Origin of the sequence: Janibacter sp. HTCC2649, from assembly GCF_000152705.1 — a bacterium.
In the GTDB taxonomy this organism is placed as follows: domain Bacteria; phylum Actinomycetota; class Actinomycetes; order Actinomycetales; family Dermatophilaceae; genus Knoellia.
The window spans coordinates 3,728,937-3,746,271 of the sequence record NZ_CH672413.1; the positions used below are offsets into that span (position 1 = coordinate 3,728,937).

Genomic DNA, 17,335 nt, shown 5'->3' on the forward strand with positions numbered 1-17,335 from the left:
AACCGAACCGCCCGGGTCAGGCGGTCGGGTTCTTGTGCTCGTCGTCCGAGTTGGACAGGAAGCCCCTGCCGAAGGCCCACCAGAAACCCGTGAGCACCGCCGGAATGGCAATGGTCCAGCTCGGAATGCTGTCCACGTTGCCGGCGATGATCGCCCAGACCACGAGGATGGCCGTCAGGATCCAGGCAATGTTGAGGTAGCGCTGCTGCATCGAGTTCTCCTTCGGTGAGCGGGATGTCGTCCCCCTGCGATGTCTCCATCCTGCCCACACAGGGCTGCCCGCGCCTCCACCCATCGGTGGACCCGGGCAGACGCCGACGAGTCAGAGAGCGGTGGCGGCCTCGAAGTCGGACCTGATCGCAGACAGCCGCTGACCCGCCCGCGAGCGGGCACCGACGAGGTCACCGTCGGACACGGCCTCGATCACCTCGAGGTAGACCTTGAGCTTGGGTTCGGTGCCCGATGGACGCACGATCACGCGAGAGTCGTCGGCCAAGAAGTAGCGCAAGCCCTCGGTTGGCGGCAGCCCCCCATCGCCGGCAGCAAGGTCGTCAACGCGCGAAACCTCCACTCCCGCAACGGTGCTCAGCGTCTGAGCGCGCAGGCGGGCCATGATCTGGTCGATGAGCGCAAGGTCCTCGACACGCACCGAGAACGAGTCGGTCGCGTGCACGCCATGCGTCACGGCGAGCTCGTCCAGACGCTCGGTGATCGACCCACCGGAGGCCTTGAGTGACGCCGCGATCTCGGCCACGACGAGCGCTGCAGAGACACCGTCCTTGTCACGCACCTGCCCCGGATCGACGCAATATCCCAGCGCCTCCTCGTAGCCATAACGCAGCCCCGGCACCCGCGAGATCCACTTGAACCCCGTCAAGGTCTCCTCGTGTGCGATGCCGACCGAACGGCATACGGTCGCAAGCATCCGGGACGACACGATCGAGTTCGCGAACACGGCGTCCGCAGGCACGCCGCGCTCCAGGAGGTGCGCACCGAGCAGGACTCCGACCTCGTCGCCGCGCAGCATCCGCCACCCACCGGGACCCGGCACGGCCACAGCGCACCGGTCGGCGTCGGGGTCGTTGGCGATGACGACATCGGGCCCCGTCTGCTCGGCGAGCTCAAGCGCCGCATCCATGGCGCCGGGCTCCTCGGGGTTCGGGAACGGCACCGTCGGGAAGAGTGGATCCGGCTCTGCCTGACTGGGAACCGGCAGCGGAGCGGCATACCCGGCAGCGACGAACGCACGCGCGACGGTCTCGGAGCCGACACCGTGCAACGCCGTGTGGACGACCACCAGGTCGCGAGGAGTGTCGGGCGAGACGACGTCTATGACGTGTGTGAGGTAGCTCTCGAGCACCTCGTCGTCCAGCGTCTCCCAGCCGTCGTCGGCGAGCGGCACGTCGAGGGTCCGCTCGATGCGGGAGATCTCGGCGGCGATGTCGACGTCGGACGGCGACACGATCTGCGAGCCGTCGCCGAGGTAGACCTTGTAGCCGTTGTCCTGCGGCGGGTTGTGGCTCGCCGTGACCATGACGCCAGCGTCGGCGCCAAGATGCCGAATCGCATACGCAAGAACGGGTGTGGGCAGCGGACGAGGCAGCACCGACGCGCGTCCTCCAGCTCCGAGGACCACCGCTGCGGTGTCACGAGCAAAGACATCGGAGTTGAAGCGAGCGTCGAACCCGATGACGACGAACGGCTCCGCAACAGTCTTTTTCAGGTATGCCGTGAGGCCGGCTGCCGCTCGAATGACGACTGAGCGGTTCATCCGGTTGGGGCCACCTCCGAGGGCGCCGCGCAGGCCGGCGGTGCCGAACTGGAGGAGACCCGACATCCGGTCGAGGAGGTCCTCCACGGCGGCAGGGTCACCGGAACTGGCGGCGTCGGCCACCGACTCGAGCTCGGCCTTCGTCTGGGGATCCGGGTCGTCCGCGGCCCACGCGCGAGCGGCTGCCACGAGGTCGTCGTTCATGTTTCCTCAGATCTTCGCGACGACAGCGGCGAGGAGCTGGCCGCAGCGTTCGGCCGCGGCCTTGCCGGCCTCGAGGACCTCTTCGTGATTGAGCGGGGTCTTGGAGATGCCGGCCGCAGGGTTGGTCACGAGCGAGATGCCGAGGACGTCCATGCCGCTCTGCCGGGCCGCGATGGCCTCGAGCGACGTGGACATGCCCACGAGGTCGCCACCGATGATCCGAGCCATCTGGACCTCGGCAGGGGTCTCGTAGTGGGGGCCACGGAACTGCACGTAGACACCCTCGTCGAGGCCGCCGTCGACCTCGCGGGCCAGGTCACGCAGCCGAGGGGTGTAGACGTCGGTGAGGTCGACGAAGTTCGCGCCCTCGATGGGGGAGTTCGCGGTCAGGTTGATGTGGTCGCGGATGAGGACGGGGGTCCCGGGAGGCCACTCCTCGCGCAGGCCACCGCAACCGTTGGTGAGGACGATGGTGCGGCAGCCCAGGGCGGCCGCGGTGCGGACGTTGTGGACGACCGCGCGCACTCCGTGGCCCTCGTAGAAGTGGGTGCGGGTGCCAAAGACCAGGGCGCGACGACCGGTGTCACCGATGGCGACCGAGCGCATCGTGCCCGAGTGGCCTGCCACGGCGGCCTTGGCGAAACCGGGCACGTCGGTGTTGTCGATCTCGGCCAGCGTCTCGCCGATGAGGTCACCGGTCTGGCCCCAGCCGGAGCCGAGGACGAGTGCGACGTGATGGCTCTCGACGCCGGTGCGTTCGCGGATGACCGCAGCGGCTGCCTCGGCAACAGCAAGGGGATCGGTCGCCGGGTCGGACAGGTCAAGGGCGCGCTCGGGCGCGGGCGTCGAACTCATTGGCTCAGACTAGAGGCACGGGTCAGATCTCAGGCGCCGACTGCGAGAGCCCGGTCGCCACGTGGTCGGAGTCGCACGCGGTCTCCGGGCGCGAAGCTCGTCACCTCGGTGTTGGAGACCCGGGCCACGACTCGATCTCCCTCGTCGGTGGTGGTCACGACGTTGCCGTGGCTGCCGAGGAAGCTCGATGAGACGACCGTGGCGTTCGCGCCCTCGGCGGCGTCGATGAGGACTCCCTCCGGACGCACGAGAAGGATGGCCGGCCCCTTCTCGGTTGATCCGTCGAGCAGGGGAACGCGACCTCCCCAGACGTGGGCAACCCCGGCGTCCACGGTCGTGGCGATGCGGTTGGTCACCCCCACGAAGTCGGCGACGAACTCGGACACCGGCGCCGAGTAGAGGGTATCCGGGGCGGCGAGCTGCTCCAACCGACCGGCGTTCATGACGCCCACACGGTCGGCGACGGCCAGCGCCTCCTCCTGGTCGTGGGTGACGAACAAGGTGGTGGTGCCGACCTCGAGCTGGATCCGCCTGATCTCGTCGCGGAGCTGCACGCGGACCTTGGCGTCGAGCGCGGACAGGGGCTCGTCGAGGAGAAGCACCTGCGGCTCGATGGCCAGTGCCCGGGCCAGCGCCACGCGCTGCTGCTGACCGCCGGACATCTGGTGGGCGAAGCGGTCCGCCTGCGCGGAGAGCCCGACGAGGTCGAGCATGTCGGCGGCGCGCCGGGCCCGAGTGCCTTTGTCCTGCTTGCGGAGCTCGAGCCCGAACTCGACGTTCTGTCGCGCCGTCATGTGCGGGAAGAGGCTGTACGCCTGGAAGACCATCCCCATGTCGCGTTTGTTGGTCGAGACGTCGGTGAGGTCCCGACCGCCGACGACGATCCGGCCGGAGTCGGGGTCCTCGAGACCGGCCAGACACCGCAGGGCGGTCGTCTTGCCGCAGCCCGACGGGCCGAGCAGGGCGATGAACTCGCCCGGCTCCATGCGCAAGGTGAAGCCGTCGAGCGCACGGACGCTCCCGGCATACTCGCGGGTGATCTCGGAGAGCTCGACGGCGACTCCGGTCGCCGAGGTGGTGGCGCTGGTGGTCATGACTTCCCTTCCTTGCGCGAGCCCACGAAGGACATCGCGAAGAGGACGACGAATGCGAAGGCGAGCGAAGCCAGCCCCACGGCCACGCTGATGCGCGCGTCGGACTTGCCCAGCTCGTACATCGCGACCTGCAGGTTCTTGTAGGCGAACAGGTTGGCGAGGGTGAACTCACCGAGGACGAGCGCGACCGAGAGGAAGCTCGCCGAGAGGACGGCGGTGCGCAGGTTGGGCAGGATGATCCGCCACATGACCGTGAACCAGCTCGCGCCGAGGGAGCGAGCGGCTTCGGCCAGGGTCCTGACGTCGATCGCCCTGAGCCCGGCATCGAGTGCCCGATAGGCATACGGGAGAACGAGAATGACGTAGGCGAAGGCGAGCCACACAGCCGCCCCGCCGAGGAGGTAGACCACCCAGGCATAGACCGGGGTGAGCCCGACGACGAGCACGATCGCCGGCACCGTGAGCGGGAGCAGGCAGATGAACTCGACGACCCGCGACAGGCCCGGGAGTCGCAACCGAACCCACGTCATCGTCGGCACCAGAAGCACGAGCATGATCGCGACCGTCACGACGGCCAACGCGATCGACGCGAGGATGCCGGAGACCAGCACGGGGTAGTCGGCGTTGAGCTTGCGCACATCGACGATGGCGGCCCACGTCTCTGCACTGCGGCCACCGCCGGTGCCACGCGCCCGGGTCGTGAACTCGAACGCCGCCAGCATCGGGAGCGCGAAGAAGGTCAGGACGATGCCGACGACAACCCACCGAAACACGGTCTGCTTGCGACGCAACGCTGCCCGCTGGCCACTCATCGCTGCATCCAGACGCTCGCACGCTTGTCGAGGCGCGTGTAGATCGTCATGACGATGGCCACGACGACGACCATGGCGAGAGCCATCGACTTGCCAACGTTTTCCTGACCCAGGATCACCTCGGAGCTGAGGGTCCCGCCGATCGCCAGTGGCACGAGAGGTGATCCTTGGGAGACCAGGGCTGCAGCCGTCGCATACGCGCTGAACGCGTTGGTGAACAACAGCAGGGTTGCGCCGACGAAGGGCGGCCACAGCACCGGTCCGGCCACCCGCCGCCAATAGGTCCAGGTCGTTCCACCCAACGTCTCGCTCGCCTCACGCCACTGCGGACGCAACCCTTCGACGGCAGGCAGGAAGACGATGAGCATGAGCGGGATCTGGAAGTAGAGGTAGACGAGCATGAGCCCCTTGTCCCACTCGTAGAGCCAGATGCCCGAGCCGAGGTCGAGCCCGAACGCGCCGGCCCACGTGGTGAGCAGCCCGCCGAAGCCGAAGCTGGCGATGAACGCAAAGGCGAGCGCAACGCCACCGAACTGCGCGAGGACACCACACAACGAGGTGACGAACCGCTTGAGGAGACCGTCGCTCGCACCGGTGCTCACGGCATACGCAAGCACGGCACCGATGACGGCACCCACGACGGCCGTGACGCCGGACAGGATGAGTGACTGGGTGAGCGCCTTGACGAAGGCCGGCTGCCCCAGGGCCGTGATGTTGCCCAAGGTCGGTCTGTTGTCCGGGTCGAGGAAGGCCCCGATGACGACGACGAGCGTCGGCACGAGCAGGAAGACGGCGGTGTAGGCGAAGAAGGGGACGACGCCCATCAGGGCGCCCGACGGACGAAGTCCACCGAGCGCCCTGCGGCGTGCTGGTGTTGCAGGGTCGGACAAGGTGTCAGCCGACGGCGTTCGCCCAGGCGGTGGCCAGTGCGGCCTTCGCCTTGTCGGTGTCCTCGGACGACGGGATCGTGACGGTGCCGGTCTTGGGCAGGGCGTCGGCCGCGGTCTTGTCGATGGTGCCCGCGGTCGTCAGCTCGTCGAAGAGGACGGGCTTGGCGCCACCCTTGAGCCAACCGTTCTGACCGTCGGCGCTGTAGAGGTACTCCTGCCACAGACGAGCTGCCGCCGGGTGCGGTGCGTCCTTGCTGATGGCCTGCACGTAGTAGGTCATGAGGGCTGCGTTGTCGGGGGCCCAGAGCTTCCACGTCGGGACCTTCGCCGTGACGCCGACCTGGTTGTAGGACCAGTCGAAGACGACGGGCGTCTGACCGGACTCGATGGTCGCGGGGGTCGGGTCGACGGGCAGGAAGTTGCCGGCCTTCTTGAGGGACGAGAACCAGGCGATGCCCTTGGCCGGGTCGGCAGCGGTGCCGCCCTCGGCGAGGGAGACCATCTGCACGCCCGCGAAGGCTGCACCGGCCTTGGTCGGGTCACCGTTGAGGGCGACCTTGCCCTTGTACTCCGGCTTGAGCAGGTCGGCGAGCGAGGTCGGGGCCGGCACCTTGGCCGAGTCGTAGCCGACCGTCATGAGGCCGCCGTAGTCGTTGACCCACAGGCCATTGCCGTCCTTGAGGTCGGCCGGGATCTTGTCAAAGGCTTCAACCTTGTATGCCGCGAATGTCGCCGTGTTGGCGAGCGCGACGGCGGGGCCGAGGTCGAAGACGTCGGGGGCGGTGGCCTGCCCCTTGAGGCGGGTGGCGGTCGAGATCTCGTCGGCGCTGCTCGCGTCGGGCTGGTCGCTCGTGACCTTGATCTTGGGGTACTTCGCCTGGAAGCCCTTGATGATCTCGCCGTAGTTGGCCCAGTCCGGCGGCAGCGCGATGACGTTGAGCGCGCCTTCCTTCTCTGCGGCGGCGACGAGAGCGTCCATCCCGCCCAGGTCCTTGGCGGACGTGGCGGTGGCTGCGTTGACCGTGCCGCTGGTCCCGGTGGCGGCCGGGGTGTCCTTGGCGGGCGGCGAGCAGGCGGCAACGGTGGCTGCGGTGAGGCCGGCGAGCGCGATGAAGGCGCCGCGTGTCAGTGCTCGAGTCATCTCAGTCCTTGTGCGAGTGCAGGATGGCGCTCCGACCTTGGCAGCAGCCATCGGGGCGCGGGGACGCCCTATCCGGACGCTAGACCCATTCGGGGCCGCCCGGGGCCGAACTCGTGTCCGGGTGGCAAGGCCCGCGTGAACGCTTGGTGCGAGTCGGCGCGCGGTCAGCGGGATGCAAGGATGGTTGTCGTGAATGCGCGAACGGGTCGAGTGGTCATTGTGGGTGGGGGTCCCGGCGGATATGAGGCGGCCCTCGTGGCAGCGCAGCTCGGGGGAGACGTGACGATCGTTGATCGTGACGGGCTGGGCGGAGCAGCGGTTCTCACCGACTGCGTGCCGTCCAAGACCCTCATCTCGACGGCCGACTACATGTCCGAGTTCGAGACTGCGGCCCACCTCGGTGTCCACCTCGAGGACGGTGAGGGCGACGAGGTCAGCGACGCCAAGGCCGAGCTGGGCGAGGTCAACGCGCGCGTCAAGGACCTGGCTGCCGCCCAGAGCCGCGACATCGGCGAGCGCGTGGCCGAGGTCGGCGTGCGAGTCCTGCCCGGGACTGGTCGGCTCCTTTCCGCGACCCGCGTCGAGGCAACTCTCGAGGACGGCTCGACCGAGTTGGTTGATGCTGACGTCGTCCTCATCGCGACCGGCGCAACGCCGCGCACCATGGGGACGGCCGAGCCGGACGGCGAGCGCATCCTCACCTGGCAGCAGATCTATGAGCTCGATGCCCTGCCCGAGCGACTCATCGTCGTGGGTTCCGGTGTGACCGGCGCCGAACTGGCCCAGGCCTACCTCGGCCTCGGCAGTGACGTGGTGCTCGTGTCATCGCGCGAGCGGGTGCTCCCGGGCGAGGACCCGGACGCTGCCACGGTCATCGAGGACGTCTTCAAGCGTCGTGGCATGGAAGTGCTCGGACAGTCCCGCATGGCCGCGGTCGAACGCCGTGGCGACGGCGTCGTCGTCAAGCTCGTGGACGGTCGCGAGGTCGAGGGTTCGCACGCCCTCCTCGCCGTCGGCTCCATCCCGCAGACCGCGAGTATGGGACTCGAGGACGTGGGAGTCGAGCTCACCGAGTCCGGCCACATCGCGGTCGACCGAGTCTCCCGCACGTCCGTCAGAGGCGTGTATGCCGCCGGTGACTGCACCGGGGTCCTTCCCCTTGCGTCCGTGGCGGCCATGCAGGGCCGGATCGCGATGTCGCACGCGCTCGGTGACGCCGTGGCCCCGCTCAACCTCGGAGTCGTCTCGGCCAACATCTTCACAGACCCCGAGATCGCCACCGTCGGCATCTCCCAGAAGGCCATTGACGACGGCACCGCCGATGCCGACGTCGTCATGCTCCCGCTCTCGCGCAACCCCCGCGCCAAGATGTCGGGCATCAACGATGGCTTCGTGAAACTGTTCGCGCAGAAGGGTTCTGGCGCAGTCATCGGTGGCGTGGTCGTGGCGCCGCGCGCGTCCGAGCTGATTTTCCCGGTGACCTTGGCGGTGCACCACCGACTCAACGTCGACCAGCTCGCGAGCACCTTCACCGTCTACCCGTCGCTCTCTGGCTCCATCGCCGAGGCGGCAAGGCGGCTCCACGCCACCGGCATCTGACCCTCGCACCGAGGTACGGACCGTCAGTGGCCAAACCCCACTTCGGACCCACTCGTGGCTAGTTTGGAAATCATCCGAACCCGACACTGTGGGAGAGATTCACGATGAGTGACCAGAAGCAGCCGATCAGCAGCGACGAGGCCTTCAACAAGGCCAAGGACCTCGCCAAGGACAACCCTGACACCGCGCGCGGTGCCATCGACAAGGTCGAGGATCTGCTCGACAAGCAGACGGGCGGGAAATTTTCGGGCCTCATCGACAAGGGCGGCGACTTCATCGAGAAGCAGCTGGGCATCCCGAGCAACGAGGGTGGCACGGTTCCCGCTGAGCCCACCACGCCGAGTACTCCGACCCCGGGCGACCCGAGCACGCCGCCCGCCGACCCGGGTGCCACGCCCGCCACCCCCGCTGAGCCGACGCCGCCGACCACCCCCACCGAGCCGACGCCGCCCACCGCCCCCACCGAGCCGAGCGCCCCGTCAGCTCCGGAGCAGCCCGAGGAGGTTCCCGTACCGAACCCGAGCCCGGGCACCGGCGACCCCCAGCCGCAGCAGGACCCGACCGCACCGATCGACGCCCCTGACACGACCGCTCCGTCGACGATCCCGGGTGAGGGCACCGAGGCCCCGTCTGAGCCGGCGTTTCCGGCCCCGGACGCTGAGCCGCCGACCCAGGGCTCAGCGAGCGAGGGCGAGTCCGGTGGGCTCCCCGAGGGCGGGTCGACCCAGCAGGGCGACCCGGGTTCCGCGACGACGCCCGGCGGCTCCCAGCCCGCCGACGGCGGCGAGACCATCGACCTCGGTCAGGACGAAACCACGCGCTGACCCAACCACAGCGCAACGCACGAACGTCCCGTACGCCGACTGACCGGCATACGGGACGTTCGTTTGTCCTGTGCGACAGGCGAACTCAGCCGTGCTGGCCGACCACGCTCACGTCCGTGATCCACACGGGCTGCGCGGGCGGACCGTCGAGGTCGGTGTCCGCGATGCCGGCCTCGACGATGGCGTCCAGGGCCTCGAACCCGCTGAGCAGGTGGCCCATCACGGTGTAGTCCGGTGAGATGTTCGCGAAGCTGTGGACGACGAAGAACTCGCTCCCGTTGGTCCCCGGCCCCTGGTTGCCCATGGCGATGGTGCCGCGCGGATAGGTGAGCGATGGCGTCACCTCGTCATCGAACTCGTAGCCCGGGCCGCCCTCCTCCTGCCGGTAGATGTCACCGCACTGGAGGACGCCGAGCCGCGCCGAGTTCGTCAGGCGGAAGCACTGGCTCGCGTCGTAGAAGTCGGCCTTGGCGAGGTGCGCAAGGCTGCCGACGGCGCAGGGTGCGAGGTCTCGGTCGAGGCGGAAGACCATGGGTCCGTAGTTCGTCGCGATCTCGACGTCGACGGTGCCGTGGGACTTCTGCTTCTCCTTGGGCAGGTCGACCGGACGCGCAGCCGGCCGGTCGGGCGTCGGTCGGAACTCGCAGGTCGCGGGCGGCTTGGCCTGCTCAGAAGCCGCGTATGCCGTGCCGCCCGTGACCGCTGCGGCGGCCACGAGGGTGCCGATCACCGTGGTCGTGGCGAGAGTGCGTCGGACGGTGCTGGAGAGAGGGCTCATCCCTCGAACGTAGCGACGCGACGCCGATCCCGCTCGGTGAGCAGGGTCGACGCCGCGTCAACGACGAGCGGGTCTGGGTCAGGCGTCCTTGATCTCGCAGAGGACGGCGCCGTTGGTCACGGTCGCTCCGACCTCGGCGCTGAGCCCGGTGATGGTGCCGGCCTTGTGGGCGGTGATCGGCTGCTCCATCTTCATGGCCTCGAGCACGACGATGAGGTCACCGGCTGCGACGGTGGCGCCTTCCTCGACGCCGACCTTGACGATGGTGCCCTGCATGGGCGCGGTGAGGGAGTCACCGGATGCGGCGGCGCCGGCCTTGCTGCCGCCGGAGCGCTTGGGCGCCTTCTTCTTGGCAGCGCCGCCGCCGCCACCACCGAGCGCGAGCCCGGCGGGGAGGACGACCTCGAGGCGACGACCGCCGACCTCGACGGTGACGCGCTGACGCTCGCCCTGGTCCTCGGCGCCTTCGGCGGCTTCGCCGGAGTATGCCGGGATCTGGTTGTCGAACTCGGTCTCGATCCAGCGGGTGTGGATCGTGAACGGCGCATCGCCCTCGGGGGCGAACGCGGGGTCGGAGACGATCGCGCGGTGGAACGGAAGGACGGTCGGCATGCCGTCGACCTCGAGCTCGGCGAGGGCGCGACGCGAGCGCGCGAGCGCTTCCTTGCGGGTGCGGCCGGTGACGATGAGCTTGGCGATCATCGAGTCGAACGCGCCGGCGACGGTGTCGCCCTCGACGATGCCGGCGTCCCAGCGCACGCCGGGTCCCTGCGGGACGACCATGCGCGAGACGGTGCCCGGCGCGGGCATGAAGTTGCGGCCGGCGTCCTCGCCGTTGATGCGGAACTCGAAGGAGTGCGCGATCGGTGCGGGGTCGTCGTAGCCGAGCTCTTCGCCGTCGGCAATGCGGAACTGCTCACGCACGAGGTCGATGCCGGTGACCTCTTCGGTCACGGGGTGCTCGACCTGGAGGCGGGTGTTGACCTCGAGGAAGCTGATCGTGCCGTCGTGGGCGACGAGGTACTCACAGGTGCCGGCGCCGACGTAGCCGGCCTCGCGCAGGATGGCCTTGGAGGCACGCACGAGCTCGGCGTTCTGCTGATCGGTGAGGAAGGGCGCGGGCGCCTCCTCGACGAGCTTCTGGTTGCGGCGCTGGAGGGAGCAGTCGCGGGTCGAGACGACGACGACGTTGCCGTGCTGGTCGGCGAGGCACTGGGTCTCGACGTGGCGCGGCTTGTCGAGGAACTTCTCGACGAGGCACTCGCCCCGGCCGAAGGCGGTGACGGCCTCGCGGACGGCGGACTCGAACAGCTCGGGGATCTCCTCGAGGGTGTGGGCGACCTTGAGGCCGCGACCGCCACCGCCGTAGACCGCCTTGATGGCGATGGGCAGCCCGAACTCCTTGGCCAGGGCGACGACCTCGTCAGCGTCCTTGACCGGGTCCTTGGTGCCGGGGGCCAGCGGTGCGTTCGCCTTGACAGCGATGTGCTTGGCCTTGGCCTTGTCGCCGAGGGAGTCGATCGCGGCGGGGCCGGGGCCGATCCAGACGAGGCCTGCGTCGATGACCTTCTGGGCGAACTCGGCGTTCTCGGCGAGGAAGCCGTAGCCGGGGTGCACGGCGTCGGCTCCCGCCTCCTTGGCGACCTCGATCAGCCTGTCCTGCAGGAGGTAGGAGTCCGCCGGGGTCGTGCCGCCCAGCGCGAAGGCCTCGTCGGCGACCTTGACGTGCAGGGAGTCACGGTCGGGCTCTGCGTAGACCGCGACGGAGCCGATGCCGGCGTCCTTGCAGGCGCGAGCGATGCGGACGGCGATCTCGCCGCGATTGGCGATGAGGACTTTGCTAATGGCCATGACCCGGACTGTAGTAGGTCCGTTGAGGCTGTGTGGGCCGTGGTCGAGCGTGGTCGGTCACACCTCGGGCCTAGACGAAGCTCTCCGTACGGTCGAGGTCGGTGGTGAGGCGGACATCGCCGTTTGCGGCCATCCGGGCCACCAGTTCGCGTGCCCGATCCGCAGCCCCGTCTGCGGACTCGCCGGCGATCCAGTCCAGCTCCGGCTGGGTGATCCCGACCAGTTGCAGGAAGTCGACGCGGCCGTGCACCGTGTCGATCCCCGGCACCTCGGTGTCCGGAACGATCACGTAGCTCGTCAGGAGGGTGTCACTGCCCGTGCGCAGTGGTTGCCCCTTGCCACTGACGAACTGGTAGGGCTCGAAGAATCGTGTGGACGTGTAGGTGTAGCGACCGACGTTGCTCAGGGAGTTGACCGCCCACCTGCACTCATCCGGACCGTGCCCAGGGTCGCCCGCGCGTGAAGATCGGTTCCGAGGTGAGGGGGCGTGACTCCTGGATAGAGGGAGTCGAACGCCGCGTCGATCGCGAGCCATCCGGGGGCCCAGTCATCCTGCCGGTCGGCGTGAGCGAGGTACTCGTCCTTGGTCATCACCCTCCGATCATGGCAGTCGGCCCGGACGGTGTGGGCGCTCGCTGCGCTCAGACGCCGAGGGACTGGGCGAGGGCGCGCAGGCCACGCTCGAGGCCGGCGCGCTCGGTGGGGGAGAGGGCCTCGAGGAGGCGCGCTTCGTTGGCCATGTGGGCGGTGAACGCCTTGTCGATGAGCTTCTTGCCCGCGGGGGTGAGCGCCACGAGGCGGGAGCGACCGTCGGTGCCGCTCGGTCGGCGCTCCACGTAGCCCTGTGCCACGAGACGGTCGACCCGCTTGGTCACGGCGCCGGTGGTGACGACCGTGTGCTCCGAGAGGTCGGACGGTGTGAGGGCGAACTCGCCGCCCTGGCGTCGCAGCGTGGCGAGCACGTCGAACTCGCCCTCGCCGAGTCCGAACTTCGCGTAGACGGTGACGAGTTCGGTCGTGAGGGCGTTGGCGACGCGGTGCATCCGCCCGATGACGAGGAACGGGGTTGGGTCGATGTCGGGGCGTTCGGCACGCCACTGGTCGACGATCTGGTCGGCGCGGTCGGGCTGCTTCTCGGGCATGGACTGGAATATACCTTCCGCGGAAAGTATTATCCCTTCCATGGAAACTATGTCGGGCAAGAAACTGGGTGGGTTGGCTCTCGTCGCCGTCACCGCGATCGCTCCGATCGTCTGGGGTTCCACGTATGCCGTGACGCACCTCTTCCTCCCGGCCGACCGTCCGCTCTTCGCCGGCGCCATGCGCGTCCTGCCCGTCGGGCTCCTCATGCTGGCGTGGCACCGACGCCTGCCTCGCGGGTCGTGGTGGTGGCGCTCGCTCGTCCTCGGCAGCCTGACGATGGGCCTCTTCTTCGGTCTCCTCTATGTCGCTGCGGTGAGGCTGCCCAGCGGTCTCGGGGCGACCCTCACCGCCCTGAGCCCGATGGTGACGATGGTCCTCGCATGGCTCTTCCTGCGTGAGCGAGCCGCGAGGGCAACGCTTCTGGCCTCAGTGGTCGGTGCCGCCGGAGTCCTGCTCCTCGTCCTGCAGAACAGGAGCCAGGGGAGCGTCGACCTCATCGGAGTCCTCGCCTCGCTGGGTGCGGTGACCTCCGCCAGCGCGGGCTTCGTCCTCACCAAACGGTGGAGCGCCGACGAGAACGTCATCGTGGTCACGTCCTGGCAGCTCGTCGCCGGCGGACTACTGCTCACTCCGGTCGCGCTGCTCGTCGAGGGCCGGCCCCCGCAGCTCCCGTTGTCCGGCTGGCTGGCCCTGGCCTACCTCGGGCTCGTCGGCTCCGGGGTCGCCTACGTCGCCTGGTTCCGGGGACTTGCTTCGATGAGCGCGGGCGCCGTCGCCGTCATCGGCCTGCTCAACCCGGTCGCAGGCACCCTCCTCGGTGTGGTGCTCCTCGGAGAGCCGTTCGGGCCCGTCCACCTCCTCGGTATGGGACTCGTCCTCGGCAGCGTCCTCCTCGCCCAGCCACAGCTCCGGTCAGCCCTGCGCAAGGGCACCCGTCAACGCACGCCGAGCACCCGGCATACGGTGGATGTATGCCCATCAACGACATCGTCCTGAAGTCCGGATCAACCGAGGTCAACATCCCGCAGCTCGGTTTCGGCGTGTGGCAGGTCCCCGACGCAGAGGTCGACGCTGCCGTCCTGTCGGCCCTCGAGACCGGCTACCGCCACATCGACACCGCCAAGCTCTACGGCAACGAGGCCGGGGTCGGCCGGGCCCTGGCCGCGACCGAGGTCCCCCGCGACGACATCTTCGTCACGACCAAGGTGTGGCCGAGCGAGTTCGGCGCGCAGGAGACCGTGGAGTCGTTCACCGGCTCGATGGATCGCCTCGGGCTCGAGACCCTCGACCTGCTGCTCCTGCACTGGCCGTTCCCCGAGCAGGACAACTATGTCGACGCGTGGAAGGCGCTGCAGGCCCTGCGCGACAGCGGGCGCGTGCGCGCCATCGGCGTCTGCAACTTCCAGGTCGACCACCTGCAGCGGCTGTTCGACGAGACCGGCGAATGGCCCTCGATCAACCAGATCGAGCTCCACCCCTACCTCCAGCAGCGTGAGGTCGCCGAGTTCAACGCCGAGCACGGCATCGTGACCGAGGCCTGGAGCCCGCTCGCGTCCGGCAAGGAGGTCCTCGACGACGCCGTGATCGGCGCCATCGCCGAGCGCCTCGGTGCCACCCCAGCCCAGGTGATCATCGCGTGGCACCTCGCCCGCGGCTTCGTCGTGCTCCCCAAGTCGGTCACCCCGTCGCGCATCGCCGAGAACTTCGCGTCCACTTCAGTTGCTCTCACGGAGGCGGACATGGCCGAGATCGCGGCCCTCGACCGCGGCTTCCGCACGGGTCCCAATCCCGATGAGTTCAACGGCTGAGTTTCGTACGGCTCCGCAGAAATACCGGTGCGCCGCAATCCCATCCGCGCTGCGCGCGTAGAACGCACTCCGCGCGCCCACGCAGAGCGTGGGACCCGCCGCCAAGCCCAGCCAGCGGCGCACCGGTACTTCTGCTCCGCCCGTCAGTCACCTTTGCGTCTTGGCACGGCCCCAGACCCGCGGGCGAGCTGGGCCGCTCACTCAGACTGGGAGGAGGCGGCTGACGAACTCTCTCAACTGGGCGACGTTGCGGCACTCGTGCATGTTGACGATCTCGGAGTAGCGCAGGGCCACGGAGTCACCGCTGGACCACATGCGGGCGGGTTCGGGGTTGAGCCAGGAGACGTGGCGGGCGTGGCCGGCGATCTCGCGGAGCATGTCGAACTGCGGGTCGGTGTGGTTGGAGCGCGCGTCGCCGAGGATGAGGACAGCGGTGCGATGGCCGATGGCGTCGAGGTGGTTCTCCACGACGTCGGCGAAGACGGCGCCGTAGTCGCTGTTGCGGTGCCACCGGGTCATCCGTGAGAGGTCATCGAAGGCGCCGCTGAGGTCGCTGCCGGGGGCAGCGCCGATGATCTCGTCGGTGAGGTCGTCGACGCGGTTGACGAAGCCGAGGATCCGGACGCGGCGGAACTGGGTCGCGAGGGCCTGGACCAGCAGGATCGTGAACCGTGAGAAGCCAGCCACGGACGAGGACAGGTCGCACAGGACGACGAGGTCGGGCCGGTGCGGGCTCGCATGCTCAAGGGCCGGACGGATGGGGATGCCGCCGGTGGACATGGAGCGGCGCAGGGTGCGGCGGACATCGATGCGCCCACGAGAGGAGCGCCGCCGGCGGGCAGCGAGCCGGGTGGCGAGCTTGCGCGAGAGGGGCTGGATCGCGCCCCGCAGCTCCTCGAGCTCGGTCGGGCCGGCGAGGAGGAAGGGCGTCTGCTCGGCAGGTGGGCGGACGGCATACCGGCTGATCCGTTCGGCGCCGCGCGCCTCTGCGTTGCGGCGGCGGGTCTCGGCTTCGACGCGACGGCGGAAGGCCGCGACGCCGGTGCGGATCTCGTCGCGGGTGAAGCGGGAGGCGAAGTTGTTGCCCGAGGCGGGGCCGCTCACACCGGATCCGGATCCGCCAGAGCCGCCGCTGCCGTCGCCGGATCCGCCGGGGGCGTCTTCGGCCGCGTCCTGCCTGCGGGCCAGGGCTCCGGCGATGGCCGTCTGCGGGGCGAGGGTGTCGAGGGCCTGTTGGGCGGAGAAAGAGCCGGTGGTAGCGGCGTTGGCCAGGGCTCCGAGTTCGGCGACGACGCGGGCCGCGAGCTCGTCCAGGGCGCGGTCGTCGCCAGCGGCCAGGGCTCTGGCGAGGTCGTCGCGGAGTTCGGCGGCGCGGGAACGTCGGTCCTCGAGGGTGCCGGGCGGTGCATCGGCGTCGACTCCGGAGCGTTCGCCGAGGGCGGCCGGGAACCACACGTCGAAGAGGTCATCGAAGACCTGTCGCTGGCCAGCGCGACGCAGGAGGGCGGCGGCAAGGCCCTCACGCAGACGGACGCGGTCGTCCAGGCCAAGCACGTGGGCGGCTGCGCCCGCGTCGACGATCTCGCTCGTGCCGACGACGACCCCGTGACCGCGCAGGGCGCGGGCGAAGCCGACGAGGCGGGAGTCGAGTGCCGTTGACATGGTGTCGACCCGGTCAGGCGGGGGCGGGGAGGTCGAGGGCGACAGCGGCGCGCTCGATGTCGTCCTGGTGCTTGAGGAGGACGCCGAGGTTGTCGCGGACGAGCTCGGCGCTGAGATCGCTGTCCTGGGTGGCACCGAGGGCGATGAGGGTGCGTGCCCAGTCGACGGTCTCGGAGACGGACGGTGCCTTGCGCAGGCGGAGTTCGCGCAGTCGCTGGACGAGGCGCACGACAGAGGCAACGAGGGCCTCGTCGAGGCCGGGCGCTCGCAGAGTGACGATGCGCTGCTCGAGCTCGGCGTTCGGGTAGTCGATGTGGAGGAACAGGCAGCGTCGACGCAGGGCCTCGGAGAGCTCGCGTGTCGCGTTGGACGTGAGGACGACGAACGGCTTGTGGGTCGCGGTGATCGTGCCAAGCTCGGGGACCGTCACCTGGAAGTCGCCGAGGATCTCGAGGAGCAGCCCCTCGATCTCGACGTCGGCCTTGTCGAGCTCGTCGATGAGAAGCACGACTGGCTCCTCGCTGCGGATGGCTGCAAGCAACGGGCGGGGGAGGAGGAACTCGTCGCTGAAGATGTTGTCCCGCAACGCATCCCAGCCATCGGCTGCGTCTCGCTCGGCGGTGATGCGCAAGAGCTGCTTGGCGTGGTTCCACTCGTAGAGGGCACGTGACTCATCAACGCCCTCGTAGCACTGGAGCCGGATGAGCTTGGCCCCCGTCGCCTCCGCAACGGCCTTGGCGAGCTCGGTCTTGCCGACGCCCGCCGGACCCTCGACCAGCAGCGGCTTGCCGAGCTGGTCGGCGAGGAACGCCGTCGTGGCGATCGCGTCGGACGCGAGGTAGCCGGTGTCGGACAGGCGCTCGCGCACCTCGTCGATCGAGCCGAAGCGTGTAGTCACCCGGC

The 17,335-nt window shown here is 69.2% G+C and carries 18 protein-coding genes; 4 read left to right on the forward strand and 14 right to left on the reverse strand.

Annotated elements, in window-relative coordinates; genetic code table 11:
• Window positions 1-16: 16 nt before the first annotated feature.
• The 7 genes from JNB_RS17855 to JNB_RS17885 all read right to left on the reverse strand — a co-directional run bounded on the left by JNB_RS17855 (window position 17) and on the right by JNB_RS17885 (window position 6,767).
• Window positions 17-211, reverse strand: a complete 195-nt coding sequence (locus tag JNB_RS17855) for a hypothetical protein (protein ID WP_009777930.1) — start codon at window positions 209-211, stop codon at window positions 17-19.
• 111 nt (window positions 212-322) lie between these two features.
• On the reverse strand, window positions 323-1,975 hold the full coding sequence (locus tag JNB_RS17860; RefSeq protein WP_009777931.1) for a phospho-sugar mutase: 1,653 nt from the start codon (window positions 1,973-1,975) through the stop codon (window positions 323-325).
• Between the two features lie 6 nt (window positions 1,976-1,981).
• Complete coding sequence (locus tag JNB_RS17865; RefSeq protein ID WP_009777932.1) at window positions 1,982-2,830, reverse strand: purine-nucleoside phosphorylase; 849 nt, start codon at window positions 2,828-2,830, stop codon at window positions 1,982-1,984.
• Between the two features lie 29 nt (window positions 2,831-2,859).
• Window positions 2,860-3,924: an ABC transporter ATP-binding protein gene (locus JNB_RS17870; protein WP_009777933.1), complete on the reverse strand. Its 1,065-nt coding sequence runs from the start codon at window positions 3,922-3,924 to the stop codon at window positions 2,860-2,862.
• A complete protein-coding gene (locus JNB_RS17875; RefSeq protein ID WP_009777934.1) occupies window positions 3,921-4,736 on the reverse strand; it encodes an ABC transporter permease in 816 nt (271 codons plus the stop codon). Before JNB_RS17875 ends, JNB_RS17870 begins: the two co-directional genes overlap by 4 nt.
• The gene (locus tag JNB_RS17880; protein WP_202795241.1) at window positions 4,733-5,626 is read right to left on the reverse strand and encodes an ABC transporter permease subunit; all 894 of its coding nucleotides are present in this window, start codon (window positions 5,624-5,626) and stop codon (window positions 4,733-4,735) included. Before JNB_RS17880 ends, JNB_RS17875 begins: the two co-directional genes overlap by 4 nt.
• 4 nt (window positions 5,627-5,630) lie before the next feature.
• Window positions 5,631-6,767 carry an ABC transporter substrate-binding protein gene (locus JNB_RS17885; RefSeq protein WP_009777936.1) on the reverse strand — a complete coding sequence of 379 codons (1,137 nt, stop codon included), beginning with the start codon at window positions 6,765-6,767 and terminating at the stop codon, window positions 5,631-5,633.
• Window positions 6,768-6,956: 189 nt separating this feature from the next.
• On the opposite strand from JNB_RS17885, the gene JNB_RS17890 reads away from it, so the two are divergent.
• Both JNB_RS17890 and JNB_RS20690 read left to right on the forward strand, forming a co-directional pair.
• Entirely contained in the window at window positions 6,957-8,366 is a 1,410-nt protein-coding gene (locus JNB_RS17890) for an NAD(P)H-quinone dehydrogenase (RefSeq protein ID WP_237700692.1), read from the forward strand.
• A 104-nt stretch (window positions 8,367-8,470) separates the two neighbouring features.
• The gene (locus JNB_RS20690; RefSeq protein WP_009777938.1) at window positions 8,471-9,190 is read left to right on the forward strand and encodes an antitoxin; all 720 of its coding nucleotides are present in this window, start codon (window positions 8,471-8,473) and stop codon (window positions 9,188-9,190) included.
• A gap of 85 nt (window positions 9,191-9,275) precedes the next feature.
• Here the strand turns inward: JNB_RS20690 and JNB_RS17900 are convergent, their stop codons facing one another.
• From JNB_RS17900 to JNB_RS17915, 5 genes are all read right to left on the reverse strand, one after another.
• Window positions 9,276-9,968, reverse strand: coding sequence for a peptidylprolyl isomerase (locus tag JNB_RS17900; RefSeq protein WP_009777939.1), 693 nt, complete (start codon window positions 9,966-9,968; stop codon window positions 9,276-9,278).
• Window positions 9,969-10,046: 78 nt separating this feature from the next.
• On the reverse strand, window positions 10,047-11,819 hold the full coding sequence (locus JNB_RS17905) for a biotin carboxylase N-terminal domain-containing protein (RefSeq protein ID WP_009777940.1): 1,773 nt from the start codon (window positions 11,817-11,819) through the stop codon (window positions 10,047-10,049).
• A gap of 70 nt (window positions 11,820-11,889) precedes the next feature.
• The gene (locus tag JNB_RS21060) at window positions 11,890-12,225 is read right to left on the reverse strand and encodes a suppressor of fused domain protein (RefSeq protein WP_040885180.1); all 336 of its coding nucleotides are present in this window, start codon (window positions 12,223-12,225) and stop codon (window positions 11,890-11,892) included.
• The gene (locus JNB_RS22080; RefSeq protein WP_009774330.1) at window positions 12,222-12,410 is read right to left on the reverse strand and encodes a hypothetical protein; all 189 of its coding nucleotides are present in this window, start codon (window positions 12,408-12,410) and stop codon (window positions 12,222-12,224) included. The genes JNB_RS21060 and JNB_RS22080 overlap by 4 nt, the downstream gene beginning before the upstream one ends.
• 50 nt (window positions 12,411-12,460) lie before the next feature.
• Entirely contained in the window at window positions 12,461-12,961 is a 501-nt protein-coding gene (locus tag JNB_RS17915) for a MarR family winged helix-turn-helix transcriptional regulator (protein WP_009777942.1), read from the reverse strand.
• A gap of 40 nt (window positions 12,962-13,001) precedes the next feature.
• Between JNB_RS17915 and JNB_RS17920 the strand changes: the two genes are divergently transcribed.
• Both JNB_RS17920 and JNB_RS17925 read left to right on the forward strand, forming a co-directional pair.
• Window positions 13,002-13,958 carry a DMT family transporter gene (locus JNB_RS17920; RefSeq protein WP_237700693.1) on the forward strand — a complete coding sequence of 319 codons (957 nt, stop codon included), beginning with the start codon at window positions 13,002-13,004 and terminating at the stop codon, window positions 13,956-13,958.
• Window positions 13,934-14,770, forward strand: coding sequence for an aldo/keto reductase (locus tag JNB_RS17925; RefSeq protein WP_009777944.1), 837 nt, complete (start codon window positions 13,934-13,936; stop codon window positions 14,768-14,770). The genes JNB_RS17920 and JNB_RS17925 overlap by 25 nt, the downstream gene beginning before the upstream one ends.
• 201 nt (window positions 14,771-14,971) lie before the next feature.
• On the opposite strand, the gene JNB_RS17930 is transcribed toward JNB_RS17925, so the two are convergent.
• Entirely contained in the window at window positions 14,972-16,432 is a 1,461-nt protein-coding gene (locus JNB_RS17930; protein WP_009777945.1) for a VWA domain-containing protein, read from the reverse strand.
• 13 nt (window positions 16,433-16,445) lie between these two features.
• Window positions 16,446-17,330, reverse strand: a complete 885-nt coding sequence (locus JNB_RS17935; protein ID WP_009777946.1) for a MoxR family ATPase — start codon at window positions 17,328-17,330, stop codon at window positions 16,446-16,448.
• Window positions 17,331-17,335 lie beyond the last annotated feature (5 nt).

Excerpts from the sequence above, each read along its gene's own strand:
- JNB_RS17860 (WP_009777931.1), bottom strand. The coding sequence starts at position 1,975 with ATGAACGACGACCTCGTGGCAGCCGCTCGCGCGTGGGCCGCGGACGAC.
- JNB_RS17885 (WP_009777936.1), bottom strand. The coding sequence starts at position 6,767 with ATGACTCGAGCACTGACACGCGGCGCCTTCATCGCGCTCGCCGGCCTC.
- JNB_RS17930 (WP_009777945.1), bottom strand. The coding sequence starts at position 16,432 with ATGTCAACGGCACTCGACTCCCGCCTCGTCGGCTTCGCCCGCGCCCTG.
- JNB_RS17900 (WP_009777939.1), bottom strand. The coding sequence starts at position 9,968 with ATGAGCCCTCTCTCCAGCACCGTCCGACGCACTCTCGCCACGACCACG.
- JNB_RS22080 (WP_009774330.1), bottom strand. The coding sequence starts at position 12,410 with ATGACCAAGGACGAGTACCTCGCTCACGCCGACCGGCAGGATGACTGG.
- JNB_RS17875 (WP_009777934.1), bottom strand. The coding sequence starts at position 4,736 with ATGAGTGGCCAGCGGGCAGCGTTGCGTCGCAAGCAGACCGTGTTTCGG.
- JNB_RS20690 (WP_009777938.1), top strand. The coding sequence starts at position 8,471 with ATGAGTGACCAGAAGCAGCCGATCAGCAGCGACGAGGCCTTCAACAAG.
- JNB_RS17915 (WP_009777942.1), bottom strand. The coding sequence starts at position 12,961 with ATGCCCGAGAAGCAGCCCGACCGCGCCGACCAGATCGTCGACCAGTGG.
- JNB_RS17855 (WP_009777930.1), bottom strand. The coding sequence starts at position 211 with ATGCAGCAGCGCTACCTCAACATTGCCTGGATCCTGACGGCCATCCTC.
- JNB_RS17865 (WP_009777932.1), bottom strand. The coding sequence starts at position 2,830 with ATGAGTTCGACGCCCGCGCCCGAGCGCGCCCTTGACCTGTCCGACCCG.
- JNB_RS17905 (WP_009777940.1), bottom strand. The coding sequence starts at position 11,819 with ATGGCCATTAGCAAAGTCCTCATCGCCAATCGCGGCGAGATCGCCGTC.
- JNB_RS17920 (WP_237700693.1), top strand. The coding sequence starts at position 13,002 with ATGGAAACTATGTCGGGCAAGAAACTGGGTGGGTTGGCTCTCGTCGCC.
- JNB_RS17870 (WP_009777933.1), bottom strand. The coding sequence starts at position 3,924 with ATGACCACCAGCGCCACCACCTCGGCGACCGGAGTCGCCGTCGAGCTC.
- JNB_RS17925 (WP_009777944.1), top strand. The coding sequence starts at position 13,934 with ATGCCCATCAACGACATCGTCCTGAAGTCCGGATCAACCGAGGTCAAC.